The sequence below is a fragment of the Bathymodiolus japonicus methanotrophic gill symbiont genome (genome assembly GCF_019721995.1).
Classification (GTDB): Bacteria; Pseudomonadota; Gammaproteobacteria; order Methylococcales; family Methylomonadaceae; genus Methyloprofundus.
The window spans coordinates 62359-86675 of sequence record NZ_BLYC01000013.1 but is presented as its reverse complement, the minus strand read 5'-3'; the positions used below and the strand labels follow the sequence as shown (position 1 = coordinate 86675).

Sequence of the window (24317 nt, the reverse complement as noted above, 5' to 3'; positions counted from 1 at the left end):
AAGAGACTTGTCGGCCTCATTGAAAAACTGTCACACCGCAAGGTTGCGGTGTGACATATATACTCAATACAAATATAAGTAGGAGAAGTATTAGATATTACTTGAAACTAATATCTATACGACGATTTTTCTGACGACCAGATGCAGAACTATTTGAAGCAATCGGCTGGCTTTGACCATAGCCTACCGCAGTAATACGATCTTCAGTAATACCTTTAGTAATCAAAACACTACGAATAAAATCAGCACGTTGTTGTGATAACTTTTTGTTCAGTGCTGCGCTACCAGTGCTATCAGTATGGCCTTCCAAAGTCACTTCTTTTTCTGGATACTTAGCCATATAAGTCGCCAGTAAATCGATACCTGTTGAAGCACCTGGAACTAAATCTGCAGTACCTGTAACAAATTCTATATTTCCGAAAGCCATAATAATTTCACGTTCCGCTTCAGCTAATTGCATTCCCAGCAATTTATCCTGCGTGATATTTTTTTTCAAATTAAGGGAATCAGAAATCAGCTTCTCTTTTTGACTCATCAAATCGATACTATTCTGACTAGACTGCCCAGCAGCAGCAATACTTGTTGCAGTCTGAACCTGAGCATTTGCAATATAGGCTAAAGAAGTCATGTCTTCTATAGATTCAGCTGCAGTCGCATCTAATAGAGTTTTATTAGCCTTGGTTAATTCATCTGCTGCATATCTTCTCTGGATGGCAGGATTGCTAGTAGCTGCCTTATAAGCCTGCTGAGCTTCTAATAGAGATTTTGGTTGTTGTAATTCCGCACAACCTGCAGCCAGTGTTGCAATTACTGCGGGAATAAGCAGTTTTCTTACTGTCAATGTATTCATAAATATATCCAAAAAAATATTAGTTGGTAGTTTACAACATTATTTAAGCTGTGATTTCAACATTTCATAACTTTGCTGCATTTGCTTTTCAGATGCGCTTGCTTTTCCTGCTTCTGTTTTCGCTTGCGCCAGCTCACCTTCTGCTGTCGATTCTTTAGCTAAGCGTAAAGCGCTTTCATTATTACCCTCTTTCATTTCCGCTTTAGCCTGGTTTAATTTATTTTTCGCTCTTTCCAGCTCTACTGCAGCATATTCATTGGCGCCGATATTACGTGCCGACTGTAGTGTTGCTTCCGCGTATGCTAGTTCAGCTTTTGGTGCCGCGATGCCACACCCAGTTAAAACTGAAACAGCAACACCTAAAGCAATCGCTTTAATTAATGATGCAGTATTTTTTTTTGTGAACATGAACTCATTCTCCATTTTGATTTATGAAATAGTTTATTGATAACATTTCGCTATTCAATTTTATATGAGTTAACCCTAATTGCAAAATACTATATTTGCCTATGGCTTGTGGCATTAACTGAAATGCTGTGTTTACCCAGCTTTCGTAAATAGTGATGTATCAGCAAAGACAACGTCATACTCGCTCATAGAAAATTGTAAAAACATGACTTATACTCGATGTTCAAGTTTTTGATATTGAGAAGGTAAAATCAGGTATTCTGAGGTTGTTGTAATTTTATCGGTGTAAGCCCATGTTAATGAATGCCCCAGCCACCTTTATCCAAAGCTATATTGACGATTTAAATGATGCGCTCAATCAGCTAAAACCCGGAGCCGCTTTGACACGGATTCAAGCCGCTTGGTTGGGCACTTGTTTAACGGGCATACTGCTAATGAACTCTGTTTGCTGGGCTAAGTTTGAGCGAGCAAGCCTTGGAGACTGCAAAGTAGCCGCATTATCCTGGGTGTTTCGTAAAGCAAGTATACCCTGGGACTGGTTGCTACGGGTGAGTGTGGTCTTAATTTTAAAACGTTATGGCATTACTGAAGGTGTGTTGGCCTTTGATGAATCAGACCGAGCACGATCTAAGTCTACAAAACGTATTTATAAAGTTTACAAGCAGAAACACAAAGGCTCCGGCGGGTATGTTAATGGACAAACGATAGTATTATTGCTGCTAGTTACCTCATCCATTACAGTGCCTGTCGGTTTTTTCTTTTATATGCCGGATCCAGCCTTAAAGCAGTGGGATAAAGAAGATAAACGGTTGAAAAAGAGCGGTATAGCAAAAAAAGATCGGCCTATTAAGCCTGAACGTGACAGTGCCTACCCGACCAAAACAGAGATTGCATTAGGCTTATTAAAAGAGTTTAAACAGGCGCGCCATGCTACCTCACGAAATTCCGGGACTCCTGTCGCCGTAATTCGTTCACCTACGCAGCGAATAGGAGATGCTCCAGCCGCCCTGCGTCCGCCACAGACTGAGCACAAAGCAGCTCAGTCATGGCTACCTCAAATGGCTCTACGGCTATTCGGGATAAAATTTTAGCCTCCCTCGCGCGCTATCGCGCACTTCGGATTGGCAAATTTCCCTGCGCCTTCTGGAGACTATCAGCCCGTCCGGGGCTGACAGCGGTTGCGCATAGCCTGATTAAAATTAAAGGCGTACTGGCTGATGCGCTGTATGGTGAAAAAGCCTTTATGGACGAAGCCGCTAAAGAATCTGGAGGCTCGCAGGTGATTAGCCAATTACGTAAAAACCAAAATATTGAATATAGAGGTAGAATAAGGTCAGTCGAGAGCTACTTTAATTCGATTAACAAAGGCATTGATCAGATAATACGTGTACGTGGCGGCAAAGAGATTAAAGTGACTGTCAGCAGTGCACGATTGAAGGTGAGTTCTCACAGTAAAAAACGCTTTGTCATTGCCTTAAAATATGAGGGTGAAAACGACTATCGCTATTTAGTGGCGACAGACCTGACTTGGCGCACACAAGATATTATTCAAGCCTATACGTTGAGATGGCTGATTGAGGTTTTCTTTGAGGACTGGAAGCTTTATGAAGGATGGGGGCGTGAGGCCAAACAATTAGATGAAGAGGGATCAAGCCGTGGCCTGATTCTGAGTCTTTTGTTTGACCATTGCCTTCTCCTTCACCCAGAGCAAATAGCCCGCATTGAAAGCAAACTACCTGCGTATACCGTAGGAAGCTTACAGCGCAAGTCTCAAATGGATGTACTGCTTGAGTTCATCACGTCATTGCTAGAGTTTCCAGATCCTGGTGATAAGCTGAAAGAGTTAGGTGAATTAATAAAGGATGTGTTTCAACTGATGCCATCAGGAAAACATATGATTGGCAGAGATTTAGGGCGCTTAGAGCCAACACCATCATTAAAGTATTGTTCTGCTGGGTGAAGGTAAGAGTTTGATGGCAATGGGATGGAAAAACTTGAACATCGAGTTATACCCCTATTGCTTAATCCCCACCCCTTTAGCCAATAAAAATAAACAAAAAACAACTAAAAATAAAATAAAACCAATGATGATGAACATGGCAGTCATGACATCAATATCTGAAATTCCAATTAGGCCATAACGAAACGTGTTAATCATATACAGAATAGGATTACCCAGGGCAATTTTCTGCCAGATTTCTGGCAGCATTGAGACAGAATAAAACACCCCGCCCAGGTAACTAAGAGGTGTCAGCACAAAGTTGGGAATAATAGAAATATCATCAAAACTATCAGCGAAAATGGCATTCACAAAACCGGCTAATGAAAACAGTATCGCTGTCAAAACAAAGACACTCACGGTAATCCACCAGTTAATAACAGATATTTCTGTAAACAGCATGGAGATACCAGTTACCACGCAACCTACTAGCATACCTCGCGTTACACCCCCACCTATATAACCCGCTAATATCACCCAGTTAGGCACCGGTGCGACCAGCAACTCTTCAATATGGCGCTGAAATTTCGTTGAGTAAAAAGAAGATACGACATTGGCATAAGAATGGCTGATCACTGACATCAAAATCACTCCAGGCACGATATAATCCATATAGCTTACGCCATTGACTGTGCCGATTCGATCGCCAATCAACTTGCCAAAAATCAAAAAATATAATGACGTGGTAATCGCCGGAGGTAATAGAGTTTGCGGCCAGATACGGGTAAAGCGACGAATTTCTTTAAAGAACAGCGCCCTAAAGGCAATCGAATTATTCATGAATAATCGCTTCACCTTTAGCTAATTTCGGCAAACGGCCTTCCAGGCCCATTGCACCACGCATCACTAAATTTTTAAGCGGGGTAATGCGCTCAGCCAGACCCAGGCCTAAATTTCTCAGAAACTTGATCGGCATCACTTGATTACTAAAAGTACGGTAAAACAAGTCCATCACCGTCATCATCTTCAGGTTTTCATTGCGCCGCAAACGCTCGTAGCGCTTAAGCACCGCCAGATCAGCAATATTCTTGCCTTTATTATTTGCCTCAATCAGCACCTCTGCCAGCATAGCTGCATCCAGCAAGCCGATGTTCACGCCCTGACCGGCCAGTGGATTAATCATATGCGCGGCATCGCCAACTAATGCAATACCTTGTTTTACATATTCCTGCGCATGCTGGCGCTTTAATGGGAAGCTTGCAACACCCAGAATCTTATCGATTTTGCCCAAACAGTCTGGAAAAGTTGCCGTTAATTCGGCCAGTAATTCAGCATCCGTTAACGCCTTTAAGCGGCGCACTTCACCCGGCGTGTTATACCAGACTATCGAGCCGTAATTCCCGGTTAAAGGTAAAAAAGCTTGCGGGCCAGTGGGGACAAAGCGTTGCCAGGTAATATCCTGCTGCTCGTAGTCAGTTGCGACATAAATCACCATCGCATGCTGCTGATAGTCCCAGCTAGTCACACCCAGCCCAACTGTTTGCCTTAATCTTGACTGTCCGCCATCAGCACCGACCATGACTTTAGCTGATAATACCTGCCCGTCATCGAGTTCTACACTGCCTTTAGCGCCGTCATAATAAATTTGCTTAATCTTAGCGGGACAGAGAAATTTTATATTGGAAAACGTCTGCACCCTTTGCAATAAAGCTAACTGAGTAACCCGGTTCTCTACGATATATCCCAGTGCATCATAATCAATGGCATCACTATTAAATTCGGTATCACCCGCAGTTTCCCATACGCGCATGCGCTTAAACGGACACACACGCATAGTCAGCACAGCATCCCACGCGCCAATAGTTTGCAAAATCTGCTGCGAGGCTATGCTTAAAGCTGAGACACGTAAATCATGCGCCTGTTCAGGAGAAAATGCTTCAGGCATATTCTGCTCTATTAATGCCACCTTTAAGTCACTATCACCCAGTGCGCAAGCAACCGTCGCGCCGACCATGCCGCCGCCAACAATGATCACATCATATTCTTCTATCATATTGCCATTCCTTTACCAGCTAAGTACGCAATTATAGCATCCGCACCCAGCACTTTAGTCATTCTAAACAGTGTCTATTCAGCTACATTCCCAGCCTGATAGCGCGTAGGATCAGCCACTCCCGCTTCGGCAAAACCCGCTTGTTTTAGCCGGCAGGCATCACACTCACCACAAGCTAGTCCCTCTGGGCTTGCAGCATAACAGGAGACAGTGTGTGCATAATCAACCTGTAACTCTATGCCTCGCTGTATGATTTCACTTTTACTTAGATGAATAAGTGGCGCATGAATTTCAATTTTATGCCCTTCTACACCAGCCTTAGTGGCAACATTTGCCAGCGCCTGAAACGCCTCAATAAATTGAGGTCGGCAATCAGGATAACCAGAATAATCAACCGCGTTCACACCGATAAAAATATCCTGTGCATCCAGCACCTCCGCCCAACCAAGCGCGAAGGATAAAAAAACCGTATTTCTGGCCGGCACATAGGTCACAGGAATACCTTGCTGCGGAGTAACAGGCACTATCAGCGCATTATCCGTTAAAGCAGAGCCACCAATCGAACCGAGCCCAAGCTTAATAATCTTGTGCTCAATAACTTGATAATCTTGGGCTATTTTCCTGGCTGAAACAAGTTCTGCATTATGCTTTTGCCCATAGTCAAAGCTCAAGGCATAGATTTGATAAGCTTGCTGTTTTGCCATCGCTAGCACAGTTACCGAGTCTAGCCCTCCCGATAATAAAATAATCGCTTTTTTTGTCATATTGCCTGGATAATGGATTTATTTGCTCGCTATTATACTGGGTAACACAAGCAATGGAATATGGAAGGGCGCTTGCATTATTTCGTAACAAATGACTAGCCTGCAGATATACTTCACGCGGTCACGGATGCGGAAAATATAATGAACTGATTTTTGTCGAGAGTAAGGCGCACTCAAAGCATCATTAGTTCATCTCAGGTCAGGTCAGGTAGTAAGGGAATATGTCTAGCCTCATCAAAGCTAAGGGATCCTCGCCCCAGTTATGCAATGACTTTAATATGGTCAACAGAACTGCTTAATTGAGAGTCGCTTTCTCCAGCTTGTCGCATACCTTCAATATGAAACTTGATTACCTCGCGGATCTACTCTTCAATAGTTACGCCTGTTGCAACACACCCAGGATGATCTGGAACAAAAGCCGGAAATTTGATTCGGTCTTTTCAATAACAACGGCATATTTCATACTATATTTACCTCCATCCCGCTTGTTTATAAATGCTATTGAATGTTTCAAGAACAAAATCGTCACAAGGCCTCATATAAAGAACGACCAGTATTAAAACGGTTCAGAAATCACCACCTTAATCAACTGCCCTTTTTTAAGCTTAACACCAGTTTCCAGGTTATTGGCTATTGCACAGCTCTCTTTATCCCAGTCACTGCCTGCTCTTTCCAAAAATGCGGTCAGAGTCTCGCCTAACCTGGCAGGGATAATACGTAATCTTTGCTGATGAATTGCCGCCTTTTCTTTTGCCGTTAAGCGATGGAAAGATGCTATTGACTCGTTAATCGCCGAACTGGTTTTTGCGCCAGCTTGTTTATTGACCGTAATCAAACGAAACATCTGCTTATCAAAGGCAATCTAGGTCACTGAGGACTTTTGCCTACGACTATTAATATGTGTCTGGCTGGCAGGAAATCCACCAATAGTAAGTTTATTAACCGTTTGGCCAGCCAGGTTCGCTTCATTAAGAAATTCGTATGCAGCCTGAACAGGATCATCACCCTCGCCCTGCAACTGCAGAATTATAAATGCATCTTGCTGTTTTGTTACCGCGGCGACATATTGTGACTGGTTGGTGGTTTCCCAGTCAGCAGGAAAATTCAGGCCTATTTTCATTACTGGATGCAGAAACACTTGGTTAATACTCGATGTTCAAGTTTTTCCATCCCATTGCCATCAAACTCTTACCTTCACCCAGCAGAACAATACTTTAATGATGGTGTTGGCTCTAAGCGCCCTAAATCTCTGCCAATCATATGTTTTCCTGATGGCATCAGTTGAAACACATCCTTTATTAATTCACCTAACTCTTTCAGCTTATCACCAGGATCTGGAAACTCTAGCAATGACGTGATGAACTCAAGCAGTACATCCATTTGAGACTTGCGCTGTAAGCTTCCTACGGTATACGCAGGTAGTTTGCTTTCAATGCGGGCTATTTGCTCTGGGTGAAGGAGAAGGCAATGGTCAAACAAAAGACTCAGAATCAGGCCACGGCTTGATCCCTCTTCATCTAATTGTTTGGCCTCACGCCCCCATCCTTCATAAAGCTTCCAGTCCTCAAAGAAAACCTCAATCAGCCATCTCAACGTATAGGCTTGAATAATATCTTGTGTGCGCCAAGTCAGGTCTGTCGCCACTAAATAGCGATAGTCGTTTTCACCGTCATATTTTAAGGCAATGACAAAGAGTTTTTTACTGTGTGAACTCACCTTTAATCGTGCACTGCTGACAGTCACTTTAATCTCTTTTCCGCCACGTACACGTATTATCTGATCAATGCCTTTGTTAATCGAATTAAAGTAGCTCTCGACTGACCTTATTCTACCTCTATATTCAATATTTTGGTTTTTACGTAATTGGCTAATCACCTGCGAGCCTCCAGATTCTTTAGCGGCTTCGTCCATAAAGGCTTTTTCACCATACAGCGCATCAGCCAGTACGCCTTTAATTTTAATCAGGCTATGCGCAACTTTAAACTCTTTTAATAAGCCTAATGCAATCTCTGTTTTGGTCGGGTAGGCACTGTCACGTTCAGGCTTAATAGGCCGATCTTTTTTTGCTATACCGCTCTTTTTCAACCGTTTATCTTCTTTATCCCACTGCTTTAAGGCTGGATCCGGCATATAAAAGAAAAAACCGACAGGCACTGTAATGGATGAGGTAACTAGCAGCAATAATACTATCGTTTGTCCATTAACATACCCGCCGGAGCCTTTGTGTTTCTGCTTGTAAACCTTATAAATACGTTTTGTAGACTTAGATCGTGCTCGGTCTGATTCATCAAAGGCCAACACACCTTCAGTAATGCCATAACGTTTTAAAATTAAGACCACACTCACCCGTAGCAACCAGTCCCAGGGTATACTTGCTTTACGAAACACCCAGGATAATGCGGCTACTTTGCAATCTCCAAGGCTTGCTCGCTCAAACTTAGCCCAGCAAACAGAGTTCATTAGCAGTATGCCCGTTAAACAAGTGCCCAACCAAGCGGCTTGAATCCGTGTCAAAGCGGCTCCGGGTTTTAGCTGATTGAGCGCATCATTTAAATCGTCAATATAGCTCTGGATAAAGGTGGCTGGGGCATTCATTAACATGGGCTTACACCGATAAAATTACAACAACCTCAGAATACCTGATTTTACCTTCTCAATATCAAAAACTTGAACATCGAGTAATAAAAATACCTTGTTTAACATCTGCACCGACAATTAAGCCATTAAGCATGCTCAGAAAAGCCTTATGATTTTTGACCGCTGAGTTTTTTTGCTGACTGATACTGCCATCCGCTTTAAGCTCAGCCGCTCTTGTTTCAGTGGCTTTAACTCGCTTAGGTGTAGACGGGTGCGTCGCAAGAAAAGCGAACTCCTCCTCTTCCCCTTTCCGGGCAGTTTCGCGATCTCAGGCGCGCCATGCTACCTCACGAAATTCCGGGACTCCTGTCGCCATAATTCGTTCACCTACGCAGCGGATGGGAGATGCCCTGAACGCCCTGCGTCCGCAACGACTACGCACAAAAGCCGCTTCGTCATTACTACCTCACTGGCTGGACGGCTATTCGGAATGCAATTCTTGCTCCTCTCGCGTGCTGCTAGCACACGTCGAATCAGCGAATTGCCCTGTCGCCTATCAGGGACTAAAAATCACCACTTCGCTAAGCTACGTTTCCATGATCTTCAGCGAGCGTGCTAAGAAAATGGGTAATACCATCTGGATTCCAGCCGGCTTTAATAGCAAGTAACTGCCCTATCGCATCTGCATCATTTTCCTGCTCTCGGTTATAAGGCGCAAGAATTGCAGAGTTAAGCAGTGACCCTGTACCAGACACGACACTGGCTAGACAGGCGCGCCATGCTACCTCACGAAATTCCGGGACTCCTGTCGCCATAATTCGTTCACCTACGCAGCGGATGGGAGATGCCCTGAGCGCCCTGCGTCCGCAACGACTACGCACAAAAGCCGCTTCGTCATTACTTCCTCACTGGCTGGACGGCTATTCGGAATGCAATTCTTGCTCCTCTCGCGTGCTGCTAGCACACGTCGAATCAGCGAATTGCCCTGTCGCCTATCAGGGACTAAAAATCACCACTTCGCTAAGCTCCGTTTCCATGATTTTCAGCGGGGGAAGTCCTTCCTTTCCAGACCACGATGACTCAGGCGGCTCAAATGCTGATTGCAATTGCAGAACATTTTTCCACCGCTCCGATATTGACAGTCACTGATAGCTGGTTTGGCAACAATGGCCTATGGAAGCCTGTTTACAAAGCTATCGGAAGCCAGTTTAATATTCTCTCTAGGTTAAGGTGCAATAATGTACTGTACGATCGTCCAGAAAAAAGAAAACCCAAGCAGAGGGGGCGGAATAAAAAGTACGGGCAGCGTCTGGGGGCAGCCACAGACATGGCAAAAAAAGTACAACAAAAGGCCCGATCGTATACCGTGAATCTCTATGGAAAACAGCGTGAAGTCAGGGCTTATAGTCGCGTTGTCATGCTGAAAACATTGAAACGACCCGTTCAGGTTGTCTGGGTGTTTCGTCGCACACAGTGGATTGCTTTGTTTACGACCGATCTAAGTTTATCCGTCACACAGATTATTGAGTATTATGGTGCGCGATGGAAAATAGAATCCGGGTTCAAAGAGCTCAAGCAAGACATAGGGAGTCAGAAAAGTCAGTGTCGAAATGCGCAGGCAGTGACCAACCATTTGAACTTCTGTATGATGGCAACAACGCTGACGTGGATTTACGCGGATCGTTTAAAAACCGATCCGGAACGTCGGCACAAAGTGAAGGGGCGAGCCAGTTTCGCATTTTCAGATATCCGCCGCATCATTGCCGAAGCGGCTTTGGATCCGGATTTTGAAAGGGTTTGCCCCAAATACAGCAGCTCCCCTGTAAATTCGGTGGTAGCCGTTTTATTGCGAATGGTTGCTTGATGAATTTCTTAAGAAACTTCAGTGTTACTCGATGTTCAAGTTTTTTAACTGATTGATTTTATTGATAATTTTACTGACAAAGAAAGCATCAACATCATTGTAAATCAATCACTTATAAAACAAAACCGGAAAAATTTACTTTTCTTAGCCCAGTTATAGCTGAAAACTTGAACATCGAGTGTTAGAGTTATCTTCTGCATTTCTCTCAATGTCCTGTTATCTGTCTATTAATCGACTACTTCACTACACCAATACCGACCATTATCACATTTTTCTGGAAGCGAGGCCTTTAGCCCCGCAGGCTTAAGCACCTGGAACAAACCAGGCTTCACTTATCCTTAACTATCACCTGCACTCGCCGGGTAATACCACATAGTAACGTATAGGGAATCGTGCCCGCACACTCGGCTATCTCTTCTACTGGCAAGCCATCGCCCCATAACATTACCTGGTCACCTGACTTTATTTCAGTATGCCCGGTTAAATCAACCGAAATCATATCCATAGACACCCGGCCAATTAATGGCACACGCCGATTATTGATTAATACCGGTGTTCCCTGCTTTGCATAACGCGGATAGCCATCGCCATAACCTATGGATATGATGCCAATGCTCGAGTCCTTTGCAGCCTGCCAGGTTCCGCCATAGCCTACAGTATCCCCCGCTTTAACTGATTTGATTGCAATTAGCCGCGAATATAAACTCATAACAGGCTGTAAATCTAACTGCTCAGCCGTCTGCTTTAATAGTGGCGAAGCGCCGTACAGCATTAATCCAGGTCTGACCCATTCCTGGTGCGCCTCTGGCCAGGCGATAATAGCGGCCGAATTAGCGCTGGTTTTTTCGCCAGAATAGTTTTTTGTCGTGTCATTAAACAACTGTAGTTGCCGACTTGTTTTATTGTCCAGCCTATCATCTGCATTCGCAAAATGCGTCATAAAGTTGATTTCAGCCTGCACACTTTTGCATCGTTGCAGACGTTTCAGTACAGCTGCAAACTGTTCAGGGTGTATGCCTAAACGATTCATACCAGTATCAATTTTCAGCCAACCCGTAATTGGCGCTTCTATATCTGAAGCTTCCAGTAAATTTACTTGCGACTCAGAGTGTATAACAGCCTCGAATTGATAGCGTTGCAGTAATTCAAGCTCATCTGTTTGGGAAACCCCCTGTAACACTAGAATTTTCGTTTGAACTCCAGCTTCACGCAAGCTGAGCGCCGCATCAATACGCGCCACTACAAATGCATCCACTTGTGCTGCCAAGTAATTAGCAACTGTAATTAAACCATGCCCATAGGCATTGGCCTTAATCACTGCCATTAGCTTTGCACCAGGAGCAAGTTCGCGCACTTTAGCAACATTATGGCGCAAAGCCGTTATATCTAGTTCAATATGTGCAGCGGCTGAGATCACTCATAATCTCCATCGACATAAGGGTCATGTGCGTAGTTTTCAAAGCGGGTGTACTTACCCAGAAAAGTTAGGCGAACTGTACCAATCGGGCCATTCCGCTGCTTACCAATAATAAGTTCTGCCATGCCTTTATCTGGACTATCTTCATTATATACTTCATCCCGATAAACAAACATAATGACATCGGCATCCTGCTCGATACTTCCTGACTCCCGCAAGTCTGACATGACCGGGCGTTTATTCGGGCGTTGCTCCAGATTTCGGTTTAACTGAGATAAGGCAACGACTGGCACATTAAGCTCTTTCGCCAGCGTTTTTAGGCCTCGGGAAATATCCGAGATCTGTGCAACCCGGTTATCACCACTGGATGGCGACTGCATTAATTGCAGGTAATCCAGCACAATAAGACCTAGCTTTCCATGATCACGGGTTAAGCGCCTAGCTCGAGAGCGGACTTCATTTGGGGTAAGAGCCGGAGTGTCATCGATAAACAATTTGGTTTCCGCAAGTAAATTAATCGCCGAGGTCAGGCGCGGCCATTCATCATCATCCAGTTTACCCGTTCTTACTTTATGCTGGTCAATACGCCCCAGTGATGACATCATCCGCATCGCTAGTGAATCACCAGGCATCTCCATGCTATATACGGCCACAGGCAGACCACTGCCAACCGCAACATTTTCTGCCATATTCATGGCAATCGTGGTCTTACCCATCGAAGGCCGGCCGGCAATAATAATCAAGTCACCATCCTGCAAGCCTGAGGTCATTTCGTCAAGATCGGTAAAGCCGGTACTAGCTCCGGTAATATTACCTTCTTGCTCAAACATCTCTTCTATCTTTTCTACCGCAGTACCAAGCAAGTCCTTGATCGGGATAAATCCCGCCTGCCCTTTTTGACGTTGCTCCGCGATTTCAAAAACACTTTTCTCCGCGCCTTCCAGTAAGTCGCTAGTGGTCTGACCTTCCGGGTTAAATGCAGACTCGGATATATCCGTGCCTACATGGATTAACTGCCTTAATACCGAGCGATCGCGCACGATATTCGCATAAGCGATAATATTCGCCGCGCTAGGTGTATCTTTCGCCAGTACGCTTAAGTATGCCAGACCGCCAGCATCCTCCAGTTCATGCATTTTACCCAGTGCTTCTGAAATCGTCACCACATCAAAGGGAATCTGTTTTTCTGCCAAATCCTGGATAACATGAAAAATTAACCGGTGGTCTTTACGATAAAAATCCACCTCGCTGACTTTATCGGCAACCGTATCCCAGCGCTCATTATCCAGCATCAAACCACCCAGCACTGATTGCTCGGCCTGTATGGAATGAGGCGGGACTTTTAATGAGTCTACCGCTCTATCGCGAGTTTTAAATATATTTTCAGCCATACACTTATGTTATATAAAGGAATAGAATTCAGCCTTCCAAATTATGGGCCATTTGCTATAGAGACGATGGAGGGCATATACAGCACAAATTTTGTTAATACGTTAAGTTTTTACATCGCTAATAAATTTGCAAACCAGTAGGAGTAAAAAGCCTTAGCTTTTTTTGTGCCAGCAATAGCTAATATTGTACTCCTGTTTTTATACTGTAAAAAAGTGAACATAATTAGTCTAAGAAAATATGTATGATTGTACCTACCACGCTATTGTGCCTAAAAAAAACCCATAAAAAAAGGGCTGTAATCAAATAATTACAACCCTTTATTGCTGATCGGTTTATATAATATTGAGCAGGCGCTAGCCCATAAAATATAACATATCGAAAAACGATTAACGTTTTGAGTACTGAGGACGTTTTCTCGCTTTATGTAGACCGACCTTCTTACGTTCTACTTTACGTGAATCACGTGTAACAAAGCCTGCTTTTCTTAACTCTGGACGCAATGTTTCATCGTATTCCATTAACGCACGAGTTACGCCGTGACGGATTGCGCCAGCTTGTCCAGAGGGACCGCTGCCTTTAACTGTCACATTGATATCGAATTTATCAGTCAATTCTAATAATTCTAACGGAGAACGAGCAACCATTTCATCAGTTTTGCGACCGAAATACGTGTCTATTGCTTTATCGTTAATTGTAAATTTTCCAGAACCTGATTTTGCATAGACACGTGCTATCGCACTTTTGCGTCGTCCTGTTCCATAATATTGAGCTTCTGCCATGATATTAACCTGTTAGTTGCCTAAAGTTCTAAAACTTTGGGTTGTTGAGCTTGATGACCATGTTCAGGGCCCGCATACACTTTTAACTTTTTGAACATTGCACGCCCCAGTGGGTTCTTTGGCAACATTCCCTGAACTGCTTTATTAATAATACGGTCAGGAAAAGTTTGTCTTAATTTACCTAAGCTAACACTTTTCAAACTACCAATGTAACCTGTGTGGCGGTAGTACATTTTATCTTTTTCTTTATTACCAGTCACGCCGATTTTCTCGGCATTAATGACGATAATATAATCACCTGTGTCTACATGAGGTGTATATTCTGGCTTATGCTTACCGCGAAGGCGTCGTGCAACTTCAGTAGCCAGACGTCCAAGCGTTTTACCCTCTGCATCGATCACATACCAATCGCGCTTCACTTCCGCTGGTTTTGCGCTAAATGTTTTCATATTTGTATCTTTTGTAAGATTTTAAGTTAGCCGCTCATGATACTAAAATTACTATTTTCTTTCAAGTATGTAGATAAATAAAATAACAAACAACTGCTTACATCTATTCTTACCGTTTTTTCCTGGCATGTTAACACCCGAAAGCTTCATGCTGAGATCAGCAATGCTCTGCCCCTTTTTAGCTTGAAGTCAGTTGCTCTAGATTTCTATCCCAGCTATTGATTCCACAGATAATCACACTCAACATCATCAGTGTTCCCATTGAAAGAAGAAGTACCTAAACAAAGCAGCCTATAACCTACCTGAAGGTAGCACCACTCGAATATTTCCATCTTTTTGATTTTAATCACTTATAACAGCAAATAGACACTCTGTAGGCACCGTAAAAAAACAACAAATAATTTCAAATAAAGCTTGTATTTGCCGAAAATATTTTTCTAAAAATTTCCGTTTTAATCACCTCATAAACGGATATCACCCATGCTTAAAGACCTACCACTCTCTGAACATATTCACCAACACTGCAATGAAAGTATGGAACGTGCCCTGTTAGCAGAGCGTCATCCTTTGTGGGATCGTTCATGCCCAGAGTTGAAGGATATCGACTTTATTCGCCTTGGGTTATTACGCTGTATCAGTGTAGTCGATAGTGGTCGCCATTTCCTCCAAACCAGTGAACAGATTTATGGCCAGCTGCTTCCCCACTCAACGTATTTTAAATCACTGAAGTCGCATAGACGAACAAGTATGCTTGAGGCATTTGAACAGCAGAGCTATCATCTTCACGCTGAAACACTGCTATCGCAAGGCATTGATTATCTTAAAGCATTCCCGGAACTTGACGAATGCACCATAGAAGCGGCGGATGGACATTTTATTGATCATGCCTGCCATACTGAAAAAAAACAGCAAGGGGAAAGTTTATGCGGCCGGGGGGATTTACGCGTTGAATCTCAGAAGTGGGTTGCTCAGATTTCTTTGTCTGGTGACAAACGGAACTCAGAGACATCAAGAAATACCTGTGTTACGAGATCATATTGAAAAGCAAAACAAGGGAAATAACAGCTCTCAGAAACATCTCTATGTCTACGATAAAGCCGTCACCGACTTTGTCTGGTGGGATCGGCAGAAACGACATGCTAATTACATGATTTCAATGCTAAAAGAAAATTCAATTGCGACTCTGGTTCAGTCTATCCCTTTTGACTCCCGCCATGAGACCAATACAGGGGTTGAAGCATACAGTGTGTACGAAAACAAGGGCATCAAATTTAACGTGGTGGATTACCGTGATCCAGAAACCGGAAAACTTCACCGGTTTGTGACAACCTTGCCAATGACTATTAACCCTGGAACCATTGCCATGCTGTATTTCAAGCGATGGACGATTGAAAAGACATTCAATAACACTAAAACTCGATGTTCAAGTTTTTGATATTGAGAAGGTAAAATCAGGTATTCTGAGGTTGTTGTAATTTTATCGGTGTAAGCCCATGTTAATGAATGCCCCAGCCACCTTTATCCAAAGCTATATTGACGATTTAAATGATGCGCTCAATCGCTGTCAGCCCCGGACGGGCTGATAGTCTCCAGAAGGCGCAGGGAAATTTGCCAATCCGAAGTGCGCGATAGCGCGCGAGGGAGGCTAAAATTTTATCCCGAATAGCCGTAGAGCCATTTGTGGTAGCCATGACTGAGCTGCTTTGTGCTCAGTCTGTGGCGGACGCAGGGCGGCTGGAGCATCTCCTATTCGCTGCGTAGGTGAACGAATTACGGCGACAGGAGTCCCGGAATTTCGTGAGGTAGCATGGCGCGCCTGCAGCTAAAACCCGGAGCCGCTTTGACACGGATTCAAGCCGCTTGGTTGGGCACTTGTTTAACGGGCATACTGCTAATGAACTCTGTTTGCTGGGCTAAGTTTGAGCGAGCAAGCCTTGGAGATTGCAAAGTAGCCGCATTATCCTGGGTGTTTCGTAAAGCAAGTATACCCTGGGACTGGTTGCTACGGGTGAGTGTGGTCTTAATTTTAAAACGTTATGGCATTACTGAAGGTGTGTTGGCCTTTGATGAATCAGACCGAGCACGATCTAAGTCTACAAAACGTATTTATAAGGTTTACAAGCAGAAACACAAAGGCTCCGGCGGGTATGTTAATGGACAAACGATAGTATTATTGCTGCTAGTTACCTCATCCATTACAGTGCCTGTCGGTTTTTTCTTTTATATGCCGGATCCAGCCTTAAAGCAGTGGGATAAAGAAGATAAACGGTTGAAAAAGAGCGGTATAGCAAGAAAAGATCGGCCTATTAAGCCTGAACGTGACAGTGCCTACCCGACCAAAACAGAGATTGCATTAGGCTTATTAAAAGAGTTTAAAGTTGCGCATAGCCTGATTAAAATTAAAGGCGTACTGGCTGATGCGCTGTATGGTGAAAAAGCCTTTATGGACGAAGCCGCTAAAGAATCTGGAGGCTCGCAGGTGATTAGCCAATTACGTAAAAACCAAAATATTGAATATAGAGGTAGAATAAGGTCAGTCGAGAGCTACTTTAATTCGATTAACAAAGGCATTGATCAGATAATACGTGTACGTGGCGGCAAAGAGTTTAAAGTGACTGTCAGCAGTGCACGATTAAAGGTGAGTTCTCACAGTAAAAAACGCTTTGTCATTGCCTTAAAATATGACTGTGAAAACGACTACCGCTATTTAGTGGCGACAGACCTGACTTGGCGCACACAAGATATTATTCAAGCCTATACGTTGAGATGGCTGATTGAGGTTTTCTTTGAGGACTGGAACCTTTATGAAGGATGGGGGCGTGAGGCCAAACAATTAGATGAAGCTCGGGGAGTCGCTATTTTTGCGAAAGCTTGTTTTGGGCATCCCAGCCCAAGCAAGCAGCAAAAACTTAACGCGACCACTTATGCCTCCGGCGGCCCCGATTCGTCCTCGTCACCTCGTCCCGACCCAACAAGGGGTCGGAACATAGGCTCCAAATGACTTGACGCCGTGTCGGATGGCCTTTTATTTTGTCTCCACCTTCGCTAACGCTCAGACTCCGACAAAACAACGGCCCTACGGCTATCGCGGACTAAAAATCATCACTTCGCTTAGGCTCCGTTTCCCTGATTTTCAGCGGAGGGGTCAAGCCGTGGCCTGATTCTGAGTCTTTTGTTTGACCATTGCCTTCTCCTTCACCCAGAGCAAATAGCCCGCATTGAAAGCAAACTACCTGCGTATCAGGCGCGCCATGCTACCTCACGAAATTCCGGGACTCCTGTCGCCGTAATTCGTTCACCTACGCAGCGAATAGGAGATGCTCCAGCCGCCCTGCGTCCGCCACAGACTGAGCACAAAGCAGCTCAGTCATGGCTACCACAAATGGCTCTACGGCTATTCGGGATAAAATTTTAGCCTCCCTCGCGCGCTATCGCGCACTTCGGATTGGCAAATTTCCCTGCGCCTTCTGGAGACTATCAGCCCGTCCGGGGCTGACAGCGACCGTAGGAAGCTTACAGCGCAAGTCTCAAATGGATGTACTGCTTGAGTTCATCACGTCATTGCTAGAGTTTCCAGATCCTGGTGATAAGCTGAAAGAGTTAGGTGAATTAATAAAGGATGTGTTTCAACTGATGCCATCAGGAAAACATATGATTGGCAGAGATTTAGGGCGCTTAGGGTCAACAGCATCATTAAAGTATTGTTCTGCTGGGTGAAGGTAAGAGTTTGATGGCAATGGGATGGAAAAACTTGAACATCGAGTATAAGTAATTTCAAGGAAACTAAAGCTTGGTCTTCCAATACCCGCTCACTTGAAAATCAAATGCGCCTGACTGCAATGAGCTATAATTTAATGCGCGTGTTTGAAGAGATTTCAAAAACACAACAGCCAGAATTGATTCATCCATCGGATAAAAAATATAGCGAGGCTCTGGAGATAAGGCAGCAACAGGCCCAAAAACGAGATCGTTTTGTGAATCCATTATTTTTCCAGGCAAGAATATCTCGTATCAGCTCGTATACCATTCGAGCAGTTCAAAACGCAATAATAACAGGAATGTCTTTACAGTGCTTTATGAGCTCTCTTGTGGCGAGGTTAGTTTCACGGCCTCAATTGATAGGGGAACACCGATGAGCCTGGCAGTAATAGCTGTGCGAAGATCAGCATCAGTATGCTCTAGGGGAATTTTGATATTGCTTAGGCGTAACATGCTTTAATTTAATAGAAAACGGTTTATAAGCACTGTAGGGCGTGGCATTAGCCCGCTTTTTTATAAAAGGCGGGCTAATGCCACGCCCTACAAATATTCGGTATTTGATCTGTTAAATACGATAAGGCTCTAATTGCACACCCTCGACCTGTCTGCCCAGAATAATAATTATGCCGTTATAGCGCTCTGCACCCGTGGAAGAAAACTCGAAACTATAAGAGCGCCTAATATGCATTTTCCCTCTGCAATCCCGCCTCAAGGAAATCGCATTAAATGCAATATAACCATCCAGCATTTGCAAGTCCAGCTTATGGCAATGGCGTATGGTTGCCGCCAGGGCAACTTCTTTTACTTTCTGGGTACTTTGCCAGTACAGAAACCCTGCGGTAAATAACAGGATCATAAAAATCTCGCCCCACATCATCAGTGTTCCCCTATCAATTGAGGCCGTGAAACTAACCTCGCCACAAAAGAGCTCATAAAGCACTGTAAAGACATTCCTGTTATTATTGCGTTTTGAACTGCCCGAATGGTATACGAGCTAATACGAGATATTCTTGCCTGGAAAAATAATGGATTCACAAAACGATCTCGTTTTTGAGCCTGTTGCTGCCTTATCTCCAGAGCCTCGCTACATTTTTTATCCGATGGATGAATCAATTCTGGCTGTTGTGTTTTTGAAATCTCTTCAAACACGCGCATTAAATTATAGCTCATTGCAGTCAGGCGCATTTGATTTTCAAGTGAGCGGGTATTGGAAGACCAAGCTTTAGTTTCCTTGAAATTACTTTTAGTGTTATTGAATGTCTTTTCAATCGTCCATCGCTTGAAATTCGGGGAGTCGCTATTTTTGCGAAAGCTTGTTTTGGGCATCCCAGCCCAAGCAAGCAGCAAAAACTTAACGCGACCACTTATGCCTCCGGCGGCCCCGATTCGTCCTCGTCACCTCGTCCCGACCCAACAAGGGGTCGGAACATAGGCTCCAAATGACTTGACGCCGTGTCGGATGGCCTTTTATTTTGTCTCCACCTTCGCTAACGCTCAGACTCCGACAAAACAACGGCCCTACGGCTATCGCGGACTAAAAATCTTCACTTCGCTAAAGCTCCGTTTCCAGGATTTTCAGCGACAGCATGGCAATGGTTCCAGGGTTAATAGTCATTGGCAAGGTTGTCGCAAACCGGTGAAGTTTTCCGGCTTCTGGATCACGGTAATCCACCACGTTAAATTTGATGCCCTTGTTTTCGTACACACTGTATGCTTCAACCCCTGTATTGATCTCATGGCGGGAGTCAAAAGGGATAGACTCAACCAGAGTCACAATTGAATTTTCTTTTAGCATTGAAATCATGTAATTAGCATGCCGTTTCTGCTGATCCCACCAGACAAAGTCGGTGACGGCTTTATCGTAGACATAGAGATGTTTCTGAGAGCTGTTATTTCCCTTGTTTTGCTTTTCAATATGATCTCGTAACACAGGTATTTCTTGATGTCTCTGAGTTCCGTTTGTCACCAGACAAAGAAATCTGAGCAACCCACTTCTGAGATTCAACGCGTAAATCCCCCCGGCCGCATAAACTTTCCCCTTGCTGTTTTTTTTCAGTATGGCAGGCATGATCAATAAAATGTCCATCCGCTGCTTCTATGGTGTATTCGTCAAGTTCCGGGAATTCTTTAAGATAATCAATGCCTTGCGATAGCAGTGTTTCAGCGTGAAGATGATAGCTCTGCTGTTCAAATGCCTCAAGCATACTTGTTCGTCTATGCGACTTCAGTGATTTAAAATACGTTGAGTGGGGAAGCAGCTGGCCATAAATCTGTTCACTGGTTTGGAGGAAATGGCGACCACTATCGACTACACTGATACAGCGTAATAACCCAAGGCGAATAAAGTCGATATCCTTCAACTCTGGGCATGAACGAGCCCACAAAGGATGATGCTCTGCTAACAGGGCACGTTCCATACTTTCATTGCAGTGTTGGTGAATATGTTCAGAGAGTGGTAGGTCTTTAAGCATGGGTGATATCCGTTTATGAGGTGATTAAAACGGAAATTTTTAGAAAATTTTTTCGGCAATTGCAAGCTTTATTTGAAATTATTTGTTGTTTTTTTACGGTGCCTACAGAGTGTCTATTTGCTGTTATAAGTGATTAAAATCAAAAATATGGAAATATTCGACAGGCGCGCCATGCTACCTCACGAAATTCCGGGACTCCTGTCGCCATAATTCGTTCACCTACGCAGCGGATGGGAGATGCCCTGAACGCCCTGCGTCCGCAACGACTACGCACAAAAGCCGCTTCGTCATTACTACCTCACTGGCTGGACGGCTATTCGGAATGCAATTCTTGCTCCTCTCGCGTGCTGCTAGCACACGTCGAATCAGCGAATTGCCCTGTCGCCTATCAGGGACTAAAAATCACCACTTCGCTAAGCTCCGTTTCCATGATTTTCAGCGGTGGTGCTACCTTCAGGTAGGTTATAGGCTGCTTTGTTTAGGTACTTCTTCTTTCAATGGGAACACTGATGACCCACATAGTTATATTTCCAGTTCACCCTCTAGCGCCAATGCCTGTAACTCTTCTAATGGCGGCATAGCATCTAGCGAGGGTAAATTAAAATAGTCCAGAAATTCTTTAGTCGTACCGTACAAGGCAGGTCTGCCGGGGACTTCTTTATGCGCAAGCACCCTTACCCACTCCCTTTCCAGTAGAGTGCGAATCATATGCGAGCTAACACTGACACCACGTATTTCCTCTATATCGCCACGGGTAACAGGCTGCTGATAGGCAATAATCGCAATAGTTTCCAGTAGTGCACGGGAATATCTGGGTGGTTTTTCAGCAAATAAGCGCGCCACCCAGGACGCCATATCGACTTTGACTTGAAAGCGGTAACCATTGGCAACCTGATGCAAGCCAACGGCCTGTTGCCGATAGTCATAACATAGCGCATCTATGGCCACTTGAATTTGTTTTTTGTCCGGGGCTTCCAATTCCGGAAATACGCCATGTAACTGCTTAACCGTCATAGGCTGTTCTGCGGCGAATAAAAGTGCCTCGATAATGCGCTTAACTTTGGCATTTGCTGCAACAGGTGCCGCCGGTATACGGCTCGCCTGCTCGGGTGTAGCTTCGGGCTCGCTTTCTGAATCTGCCTGCTCGACTGCAATATTCGGCTGATCTTGTTGTTCTGACTCATGATCTGGTTTATTTTGCAGATTCGCTGGCGCGGGAATAATCTCTGCATTATCCTGCAAATTGGCATGTGCAGATATAGCCTCAGCCTTATCTTGCGAATTCGGTTGCCCAGCAACTGCATCTAACTGTGCCTGTAAAGAAGCAACTTGAGCAATAATCTCAGCCATCTTTTCTTTTTGTTCGGCTTTCTTCTGCCTGGCTTTTTTAACTGCAGGCGAGGGCTCTTTAGGACTTGGCTGAATAACTGCTTGGGGGACTGACTCAGGTTCTGTCTGAAAGTCTACTGGCAATTCCAGCTCGGTTAAAACTTGATGCTGAATAATATCAGGTGATATTTGCTGATTTGAGCCGGACTCGGAGCTCTCCGAAGGGCTCTGACTGGAGAATTTCGATAAGTTCTCCTTTGCTGAGTTCAAGAATGGCAAGAAACGTGACAACAACCCCTGCCTTGCCTTCTTGTCGGGTAAAGAGTCGTGTAAAAAGGAAGCTACTCGTGTCTTCGAGTCTTTCCATAATGAGGGCCATTCTTTCACGGACGGATAAGGGTTCTTTAGTAATTATATGATGACTTAATTGATCAACGCGTAGTAACACATCTTGCAAGGCCAGGACGATATCCTGTAAAGCAACTTCGCGCTGACATTTATGGATGCTCACAGTCGATGTATCCACAGTGGCAATAAAAATATCCCGCTCCATGCGCGGTATTTCGTCTAAATCTTCTGCCGCTTTTTTTATACGCTCGTATTCCTGTAGTCGGCGCACTAAAACTGCTCGCGGATCCTCTTCTTCCTCTTCCACGGTTACCTGTCTGGGTAATAGCATACGTGATTTTATCTCTGCAAGCAAAGCCGCCATCAGTAAATATTCAGCAGCTAATTCCAGCTGAAATTCACTCATTACTTCAATATAGCGCATGTACTGCTTGCTAATCCGGGCTATCGGGATATTCAGAATATCCAGATTTTGCTTTCTGATCAGATACAGCAGCAAGTCCAGTGGCCCTTCAAAGGCTTCTAAAAAAACCTTAAGTGCTTCAGGGGGGATATATAAATCTTCGGGTAATTGCAGATACGGCTCACCTGAAACGATGGCGATTGCCGTTTCATCTTGTGAGACGGCCTCCGAAATCAACTTATTGCAGTCCGGCTAAACTGAAAAACAGGTCTTTGGCAATGCTTAATGGGTAACCTAAAATGACGCCCAGGCTATTGGTCATTAATAAAATCACCAATAAATAAAAACCATATTGCTCAAACTGATTGTAATAATAACTCCAGCGACCCGGCAAAGCCCAGGATAGAATACGACTGCCATCTAAAGGCGGAATAGGCAACAAATTCAGCAAGCCCAGAACCAGATTAATCATAATGCCCGCAATACCGATATATATCATCGGAACGGTGACTTCAGCAGTATTAATTAAAATACCTACCCGGGCAAACAAAGCCCAGCCTATAGCCATACATAAATTAGCGACAGGGCCAGCTAAAGCCACAATCGCCATATCATGCTTTGGGTTACGTAAGTTCCGCACATTAACCGGCACAGGCTTTGCCCAGCCGAACACGAAGCCAGTAAATGCCAGCATTAAGCCGGGCACTAGAATCGTTCCTACCGGGTCTATATGTTTAATCGGATTTAGAGTTAATCGCCCCAGCATCCACGCGGTATTATCACCATAATATTTAGCGACCCTGCCATGTGCAACTTCATGTACGGTAATTGCAAAAATAACCGGCACAACCCAGACGACAATTTTCTGTATTAAAGTTAGTTCATCCATCTTAATCCTCCAGCATAGGTGCAGCACCAATTCCCTGACGCACAATCTCAACCTGGTTATCTATGCAGGAAATAATGGTGCTATTTTCGCCATTAACAATACCTGCATCAATAATTAAATCCAGCTCATTTTCCAGTTGCTCTCTAATCTCGTACGGATCATTCATCGCATATTCTTCATCAGGCATAATCAATGATGCACTCAGCAAGGGCTCTCCCAGTTCTTCAACGATTGCCAGCGCAATTTTATTGCCTGGGATACGTATACCAATTGTCTTGCGCTTTGCATGCATCATACGCCGGGGCACTTCTTTAGTCGCATCGGCAATAAAGGTAAATGGCCCTGGAGTCAGGCTTTTAATCAGGCGATGCGCATCATTACTCAGCTTGGCAAAGCTGGAACTTTGCGCCAGGCTTTTACACACTAGGGAAAAGTTATGCTTATCATCCAGCTTCCTGATGCGCTTAATGATATCTAGAGGCCGTTTTTCACCAACACGACACCCCAGGGCATACCCCGAGTCCGTTGGATAAACGATCACTCCCCCTTTACGTATATTCTCTACCGCCTGATAGATTAGACGTGCCTGTGGGTTATCTGGATGTATTTCAATATAATCAGCCATA

At 44.3% G+C, this 24317-nt stretch carries 37 protein-coding genes and 1 pseudogene; 14 read left to right on the top strand and 24 right to left on the bottom strand.

Translation table 11 applies throughout. The annotated features are described in order from the left end of the window. Window positions 1-97: 97 nt before the first annotated feature. Window positions 98-850 carry an OmpA family protein gene (locus tag K6984_RS16885; protein WP_221896579.1) on the bottom strand — a complete coding sequence of 251 codons (753 nt, stop codon included), beginning with the start codon at window positions 848-850 and terminating at the stop codon, window positions 98-100. 39 nt (window positions 851-889) lie between these two features. Beyond that, the gene (locus K6984_RS16880; protein ID WP_221896578.1) at window positions 890-1258 is read right to left on the bottom strand and encodes a DUF4398 domain-containing protein; all 369 of its coding nucleotides are present in this window, start codon (window positions 1256-1258) and stop codon (window positions 890-892) included. A gap of 293 nt (window positions 1259-1551) precedes the next feature. Between K6984_RS16880 and K6984_RS16875 the strand changes: the two genes are divergently transcribed. Then, complete coding sequence (locus tag K6984_RS16875) at window positions 1552-2349, top strand: hypothetical protein (protein WP_221896577.1); 798 nt, start codon at window positions 1552-1554, stop codon at window positions 2347-2349. Further along, window positions 2304-3218 carry a transposase gene (locus K6984_RS16870; RefSeq protein WP_230988143.1) on the top strand — a complete coding sequence of 305 codons (915 nt, stop codon included), beginning with the start codon at window positions 2304-2306 and terminating at the stop codon, window positions 3216-3218. Before K6984_RS16875 ends, K6984_RS16870 begins: the two co-directional genes overlap by 46 nt. A gap of 54 nt (window positions 3219-3272) precedes the next feature. Here K6984_RS16870 and K6984_RS16865 read toward each other — a convergent pair whose 3' ends face one another. The 7 genes and pseudogenes from K6984_RS16865 to K6984_RS16840 form a co-directional block, all read right to left on the bottom strand. Beyond that, complete coding sequence (locus K6984_RS16865; RefSeq protein WP_221896576.1) at window positions 3273-4037, bottom strand: ABC transporter permease; 765 nt, start codon at window positions 4035-4037, stop codon at window positions 3273-3275. Further along, on the bottom strand, window positions 4030-5250 hold the full coding sequence (locus tag K6984_RS16860; RefSeq protein ID WP_221896575.1) for a UbiH/UbiF/VisC/COQ6 family ubiquinone biosynthesis hydroxylase: 1221 nt from the start codon (window positions 5248-5250) through the stop codon (window positions 4030-4032). The genes K6984_RS16865 and K6984_RS16860 overlap by 8 nt, the downstream gene beginning before the upstream one ends. A gap of 74 nt (window positions 5251-5324) precedes the next feature. Next, window positions 5325-6014: a 7-cyano-7-deazaguanine synthase QueC gene (gene queC, locus K6984_RS16855; protein ID WP_221896574.1), complete on the bottom strand. Its 690-nt coding sequence runs from the start codon at window positions 6012-6014 to the stop codon at window positions 5325-5327. Window positions 6015-6274: 260 nt separating this feature from the next. Continuing rightward, window positions 6275-6477, bottom strand: a pseudogene (locus K6984_RS36325) (type II toxin-antitoxin system HicB family antitoxin). A 93-nt stretch (window positions 6478-6570) separates the two neighbouring features. After that, the gene (locus K6984_RS16850) at window positions 6571-6849 is read right to left on the bottom strand and encodes a hypothetical protein (protein ID WP_221896573.1); all 279 of its coding nucleotides are present in this window, start codon (window positions 6847-6849) and stop codon (window positions 6571-6573) included. A 27-nt stretch (window positions 6850-6876) separates the two neighbouring features. After that, window positions 6877-7134, bottom strand: coding sequence for a hypothetical protein (locus K6984_RS16845; RefSeq protein WP_221896572.1), 258 nt, complete (start codon window positions 7132-7134; stop codon window positions 6877-6879). A gap of 74 nt (window positions 7135-7208) precedes the next feature. Beyond that, complete coding sequence (locus K6984_RS16840; RefSeq protein WP_221896571.1) at window positions 7209-8615, bottom strand: transposase; 1407 nt, start codon at window positions 8613-8615, stop codon at window positions 7209-7211. A 374-nt stretch (window positions 8616-8989) separates the two neighbouring features. Here K6984_RS16840 and K6984_RS16835 point away from each other — a divergent pair, with 374 nt between their 5' ends. Further along, window positions 8990-9259 (top strand): hypothetical protein, encoded by a 270-nt coding sequence (locus tag K6984_RS16835; protein WP_221896570.1) that lies wholly within the window; start codon window positions 8990-8992, stop codon window positions 9257-9259. On the opposite strand, the gene K6984_RS16830 is transcribed toward K6984_RS16835, so the two are convergent. Next, window positions 9173-9472 (bottom strand): hypothetical protein, encoded by a 300-nt coding sequence (locus K6984_RS16830; RefSeq protein ID WP_221895522.1) that lies wholly within the window; start codon window positions 9470-9472, stop codon window positions 9173-9175. The genes K6984_RS16835 and K6984_RS16830 overlap by 87 nt on opposite strands. Here K6984_RS16830 and K6984_RS16825 point away from each other — a divergent pair. Further along, entirely contained in the window at window positions 9429-9740 is a 312-nt protein-coding gene (locus tag K6984_RS16825) for a hypothetical protein (RefSeq protein WP_221896569.1), read from the top strand. The two genes, K6984_RS16830 and K6984_RS16825, sit on opposite strands and share 44 nt — an antisense overlap. Next, window positions 9685-10455 carry an IS701 family transposase gene (locus K6984_RS16820; RefSeq protein WP_221896568.1) on the top strand — a complete coding sequence of 257 codons (771 nt, stop codon included), beginning with the start codon at window positions 9685-9687 and terminating at the stop codon, window positions 10453-10455. Before K6984_RS16825 ends, K6984_RS16820 begins: the two co-directional genes overlap by 56 nt. A 328-nt stretch (window positions 10456-10783) precedes the next feature. Here the strand turns inward: K6984_RS16820 and alr are convergent, their stop codons facing one another. From alr to rplM, 4 genes are all read right to left on the bottom strand, one after another. Beyond that, a complete protein-coding gene (gene alr, locus K6984_RS16815) occupies window positions 10784-11872 on the bottom strand; it encodes an alanine racemase (protein WP_338024536.1) in 1089 nt (362 codons plus the stop codon). Further along, the gene (gene dnaB, locus K6984_RS16810; protein WP_221896567.1) at window positions 11869-13263 is read right to left on the bottom strand and encodes a replicative DNA helicase; all 1395 of its coding nucleotides are present in this window, start codon (window positions 13261-13263) and stop codon (window positions 11869-11871) included. The genes alr and dnaB overlap by 4 nt, the downstream gene beginning before the upstream one ends. A gap of 387 nt (window positions 13264-13650) precedes the next feature. Next, a complete protein-coding gene (gene rpsI, locus K6984_RS16805; protein WP_221896566.1) occupies window positions 13651-14043 on the bottom strand; it encodes a 30S ribosomal protein S9 in 393 nt (130 codons plus the stop codon). A 20-nt stretch (window positions 14044-14063) separates the two neighbouring features. Beyond that, entirely contained in the window at window positions 14064-14492 is a 429-nt protein-coding gene (gene rplM / locus K6984_RS16800; RefSeq protein WP_221896565.1) for a 50S ribosomal protein L13, read from the bottom strand. A gap of 480 nt (window positions 14493-14972) precedes the next feature. Between rplM and K6984_RS35765 the strand changes: the two genes are divergently transcribed. Continuing rightward, window positions 14973-15533 (top strand): hypothetical protein, encoded by a 561-nt coding sequence (locus tag K6984_RS35765; RefSeq protein ID WP_338024535.1) that lies wholly within the window; start codon window positions 14973-14975, stop codon window positions 15531-15533. Then, window positions 15478-15927, top strand: a complete 450-nt coding sequence (locus K6984_RS16795; protein WP_338024538.1) for a transposase — start codon at window positions 15478-15480, stop codon at window positions 15925-15927. Before K6984_RS35765 ends, K6984_RS16795 begins: the two co-directional genes overlap by 56 nt. 106 nt (window positions 15928-16033) lie before the next feature. Here K6984_RS16795 and K6984_RS16790 read toward each other — a convergent pair whose 3' ends face one another. Beyond that, complete coding sequence (locus K6984_RS16790) at window positions 16034-16183, bottom strand: hypothetical protein (protein WP_221896563.1); 150 nt, start codon at window positions 16181-16183, stop codon at window positions 16034-16036. 12 nt (window positions 16184-16195) lie between these two features. On the opposite strand from K6984_RS16790, the gene K6984_RS33955 reads away from it, so the two are divergent. The 5 genes from K6984_RS33955 to K6984_RS16770 all read left to right on the top strand — a co-directional run bounded on the left by K6984_RS33955 (window position 16196) and on the right by K6984_RS16770 (window position 18628). Beyond that, window positions 16196-16318 (top strand): hypothetical protein, encoded by a 123-nt coding sequence (locus tag K6984_RS33955; RefSeq protein WP_263458707.1) that lies wholly within the window; start codon window positions 16196-16198, stop codon window positions 16316-16318. Then, a complete protein-coding gene (locus tag K6984_RS16785; RefSeq protein WP_221896562.1) occupies window positions 16300-17493 on the top strand; it encodes a transposase in 1194 nt (397 codons plus the stop codon). Before K6984_RS33955 ends, K6984_RS16785 begins: the two co-directional genes overlap by 19 nt. A 16-nt stretch (window positions 17494-17509) precedes the next feature. After that, window positions 17510-17653 carry a hypothetical protein gene (locus K6984_RS16780; RefSeq protein WP_221896561.1) on the top strand — a complete coding sequence of 48 codons (144 nt, stop codon included), beginning with the start codon at window positions 17510-17512 and terminating at the stop codon, window positions 17651-17653. A gap of 208 nt (window positions 17654-17861) precedes the next feature. Next, window positions 17862-18209, top strand: a complete 348-nt coding sequence (locus tag K6984_RS16775; protein ID WP_221896560.1) for a hypothetical protein — start codon at window positions 17862-17864, stop codon at window positions 18207-18209. Between the two features lie 107 nt (window positions 18210-18316). Beyond that, the gene (locus K6984_RS16770) at window positions 18317-18628 is read left to right on the top strand and encodes a hypothetical protein (protein WP_221896559.1); all 312 of its coding nucleotides are present in this window, start codon (window positions 18317-18319) and stop codon (window positions 18626-18628) included. A gap of 188 nt (window positions 18629-18816) precedes the next feature. Here K6984_RS16770 and K6984_RS16765 read toward each other — a convergent pair whose 3' ends face one another. Both K6984_RS16765 and K6984_RS16760 read right to left on the bottom strand, forming a co-directional pair. Next, window positions 18817-19128: a DUF3301 domain-containing protein gene (locus K6984_RS16765; RefSeq protein ID WP_230988142.1), complete on the bottom strand. Its 312-nt coding sequence runs from the start codon at window positions 19126-19128 to the stop codon at window positions 18817-18819. Then, the gene (locus K6984_RS16760; protein WP_221896558.1) at window positions 19128-19577 is read right to left on the bottom strand and encodes a hypothetical protein; all 450 of its coding nucleotides are present in this window, start codon (window positions 19575-19577) and stop codon (window positions 19128-19130) included. The genes K6984_RS16765 and K6984_RS16760 overlap by 1 nt, the downstream gene beginning before the upstream one ends. Here K6984_RS16760 and K6984_RS33950 point away from each other — a divergent pair. Next, the gene (locus K6984_RS33950) at window positions 19555-19683 is read left to right on the top strand and encodes a hypothetical protein (RefSeq protein WP_263458596.1); all 129 of its coding nucleotides are present in this window, start codon (window positions 19555-19557) and stop codon (window positions 19681-19683) included. The genes K6984_RS16760 and K6984_RS33950 overlap by 23 nt on opposite strands. Window positions 19684-19803: 120 nt before the next feature. Here K6984_RS33950 and K6984_RS16755 read toward each other — a convergent pair whose 3' ends face one another. From K6984_RS16755 to K6984_RS33945, 3 genes are all read right to left on the bottom strand, one after another. Continuing rightward, window positions 19804-20256, bottom strand: coding sequence for a hypothetical protein (locus K6984_RS16755; protein WP_221896557.1), 453 nt, complete (start codon window positions 20254-20256; stop codon window positions 19804-19806). After that, on the bottom strand, window positions 20162-20722 hold the full coding sequence (locus K6984_RS16750) for a hypothetical protein (protein ID WP_221896556.1): 561 nt from the start codon (window positions 20720-20722) through the stop codon (window positions 20162-20164). Before K6984_RS16750 ends, K6984_RS16755 begins: the two co-directional genes overlap by 95 nt. Before the next feature lie 139 nt (window positions 20723-20861). Continuing rightward, a complete protein-coding gene (locus K6984_RS33945; protein WP_263458783.1) occupies window positions 20862-20996 on the bottom strand; it encodes a hypothetical protein in 135 nt (44 codons plus the stop codon). On the opposite strand from K6984_RS33945, the gene K6984_RS16745 reads away from it, so the two are divergent. Continuing rightward, window positions 20953-21183 carry a hypothetical protein gene (locus tag K6984_RS16745; protein WP_221896555.1) on the top strand — a complete coding sequence of 77 codons (231 nt, stop codon included), beginning with the start codon at window positions 20953-20955 and terminating at the stop codon, window positions 21181-21183. The genes K6984_RS33945 and K6984_RS16745 overlap by 44 nt on opposite strands. A gap of 61 nt (window positions 21184-21244) precedes the next feature. Here the strand turns inward: K6984_RS16745 and scpB are convergent, their stop codons facing one another. The 4 genes from scpB to K6984_RS16725 are packed head-to-tail and all read right to left on the bottom strand — an operon-like array spanning window position 21245 to window position 24316. Further along, on the bottom strand, window positions 21245-22195 hold the full coding sequence (gene scpB, locus K6984_RS35760) for an SMC-Scp complex subunit ScpB (protein ID WP_338024534.1): 951 nt from the start codon (window positions 22193-22195) through the stop codon (window positions 21245-21247). Between the two features lie 34 nt (window positions 22196-22229). Continuing rightward, window positions 22230-23039, bottom strand: coding sequence for a segregation and condensation protein A (locus K6984_RS16735; protein ID WP_230988141.1), 810 nt, complete (start codon window positions 23037-23039; stop codon window positions 22230-22232). 1 nt (window position 23040) lies between these two features. Continuing rightward, window positions 23041-23691, bottom strand: coding sequence for a site-2 protease family protein (locus K6984_RS16730; RefSeq protein ID WP_221896554.1), 651 nt, complete (start codon window positions 23689-23691; stop codon window positions 23041-23043). A 1-nt stretch (window position 23692) separates the two neighbouring features. Continuing rightward, a complete protein-coding gene (locus tag K6984_RS16725; RefSeq protein ID WP_221896553.1) occupies window positions 23693-24316 on the bottom strand; it encodes an L-threonylcarbamoyladenylate synthase in 624 nt (207 codons plus the stop codon). Window position 24317 lies beyond the last annotated feature (1 nt).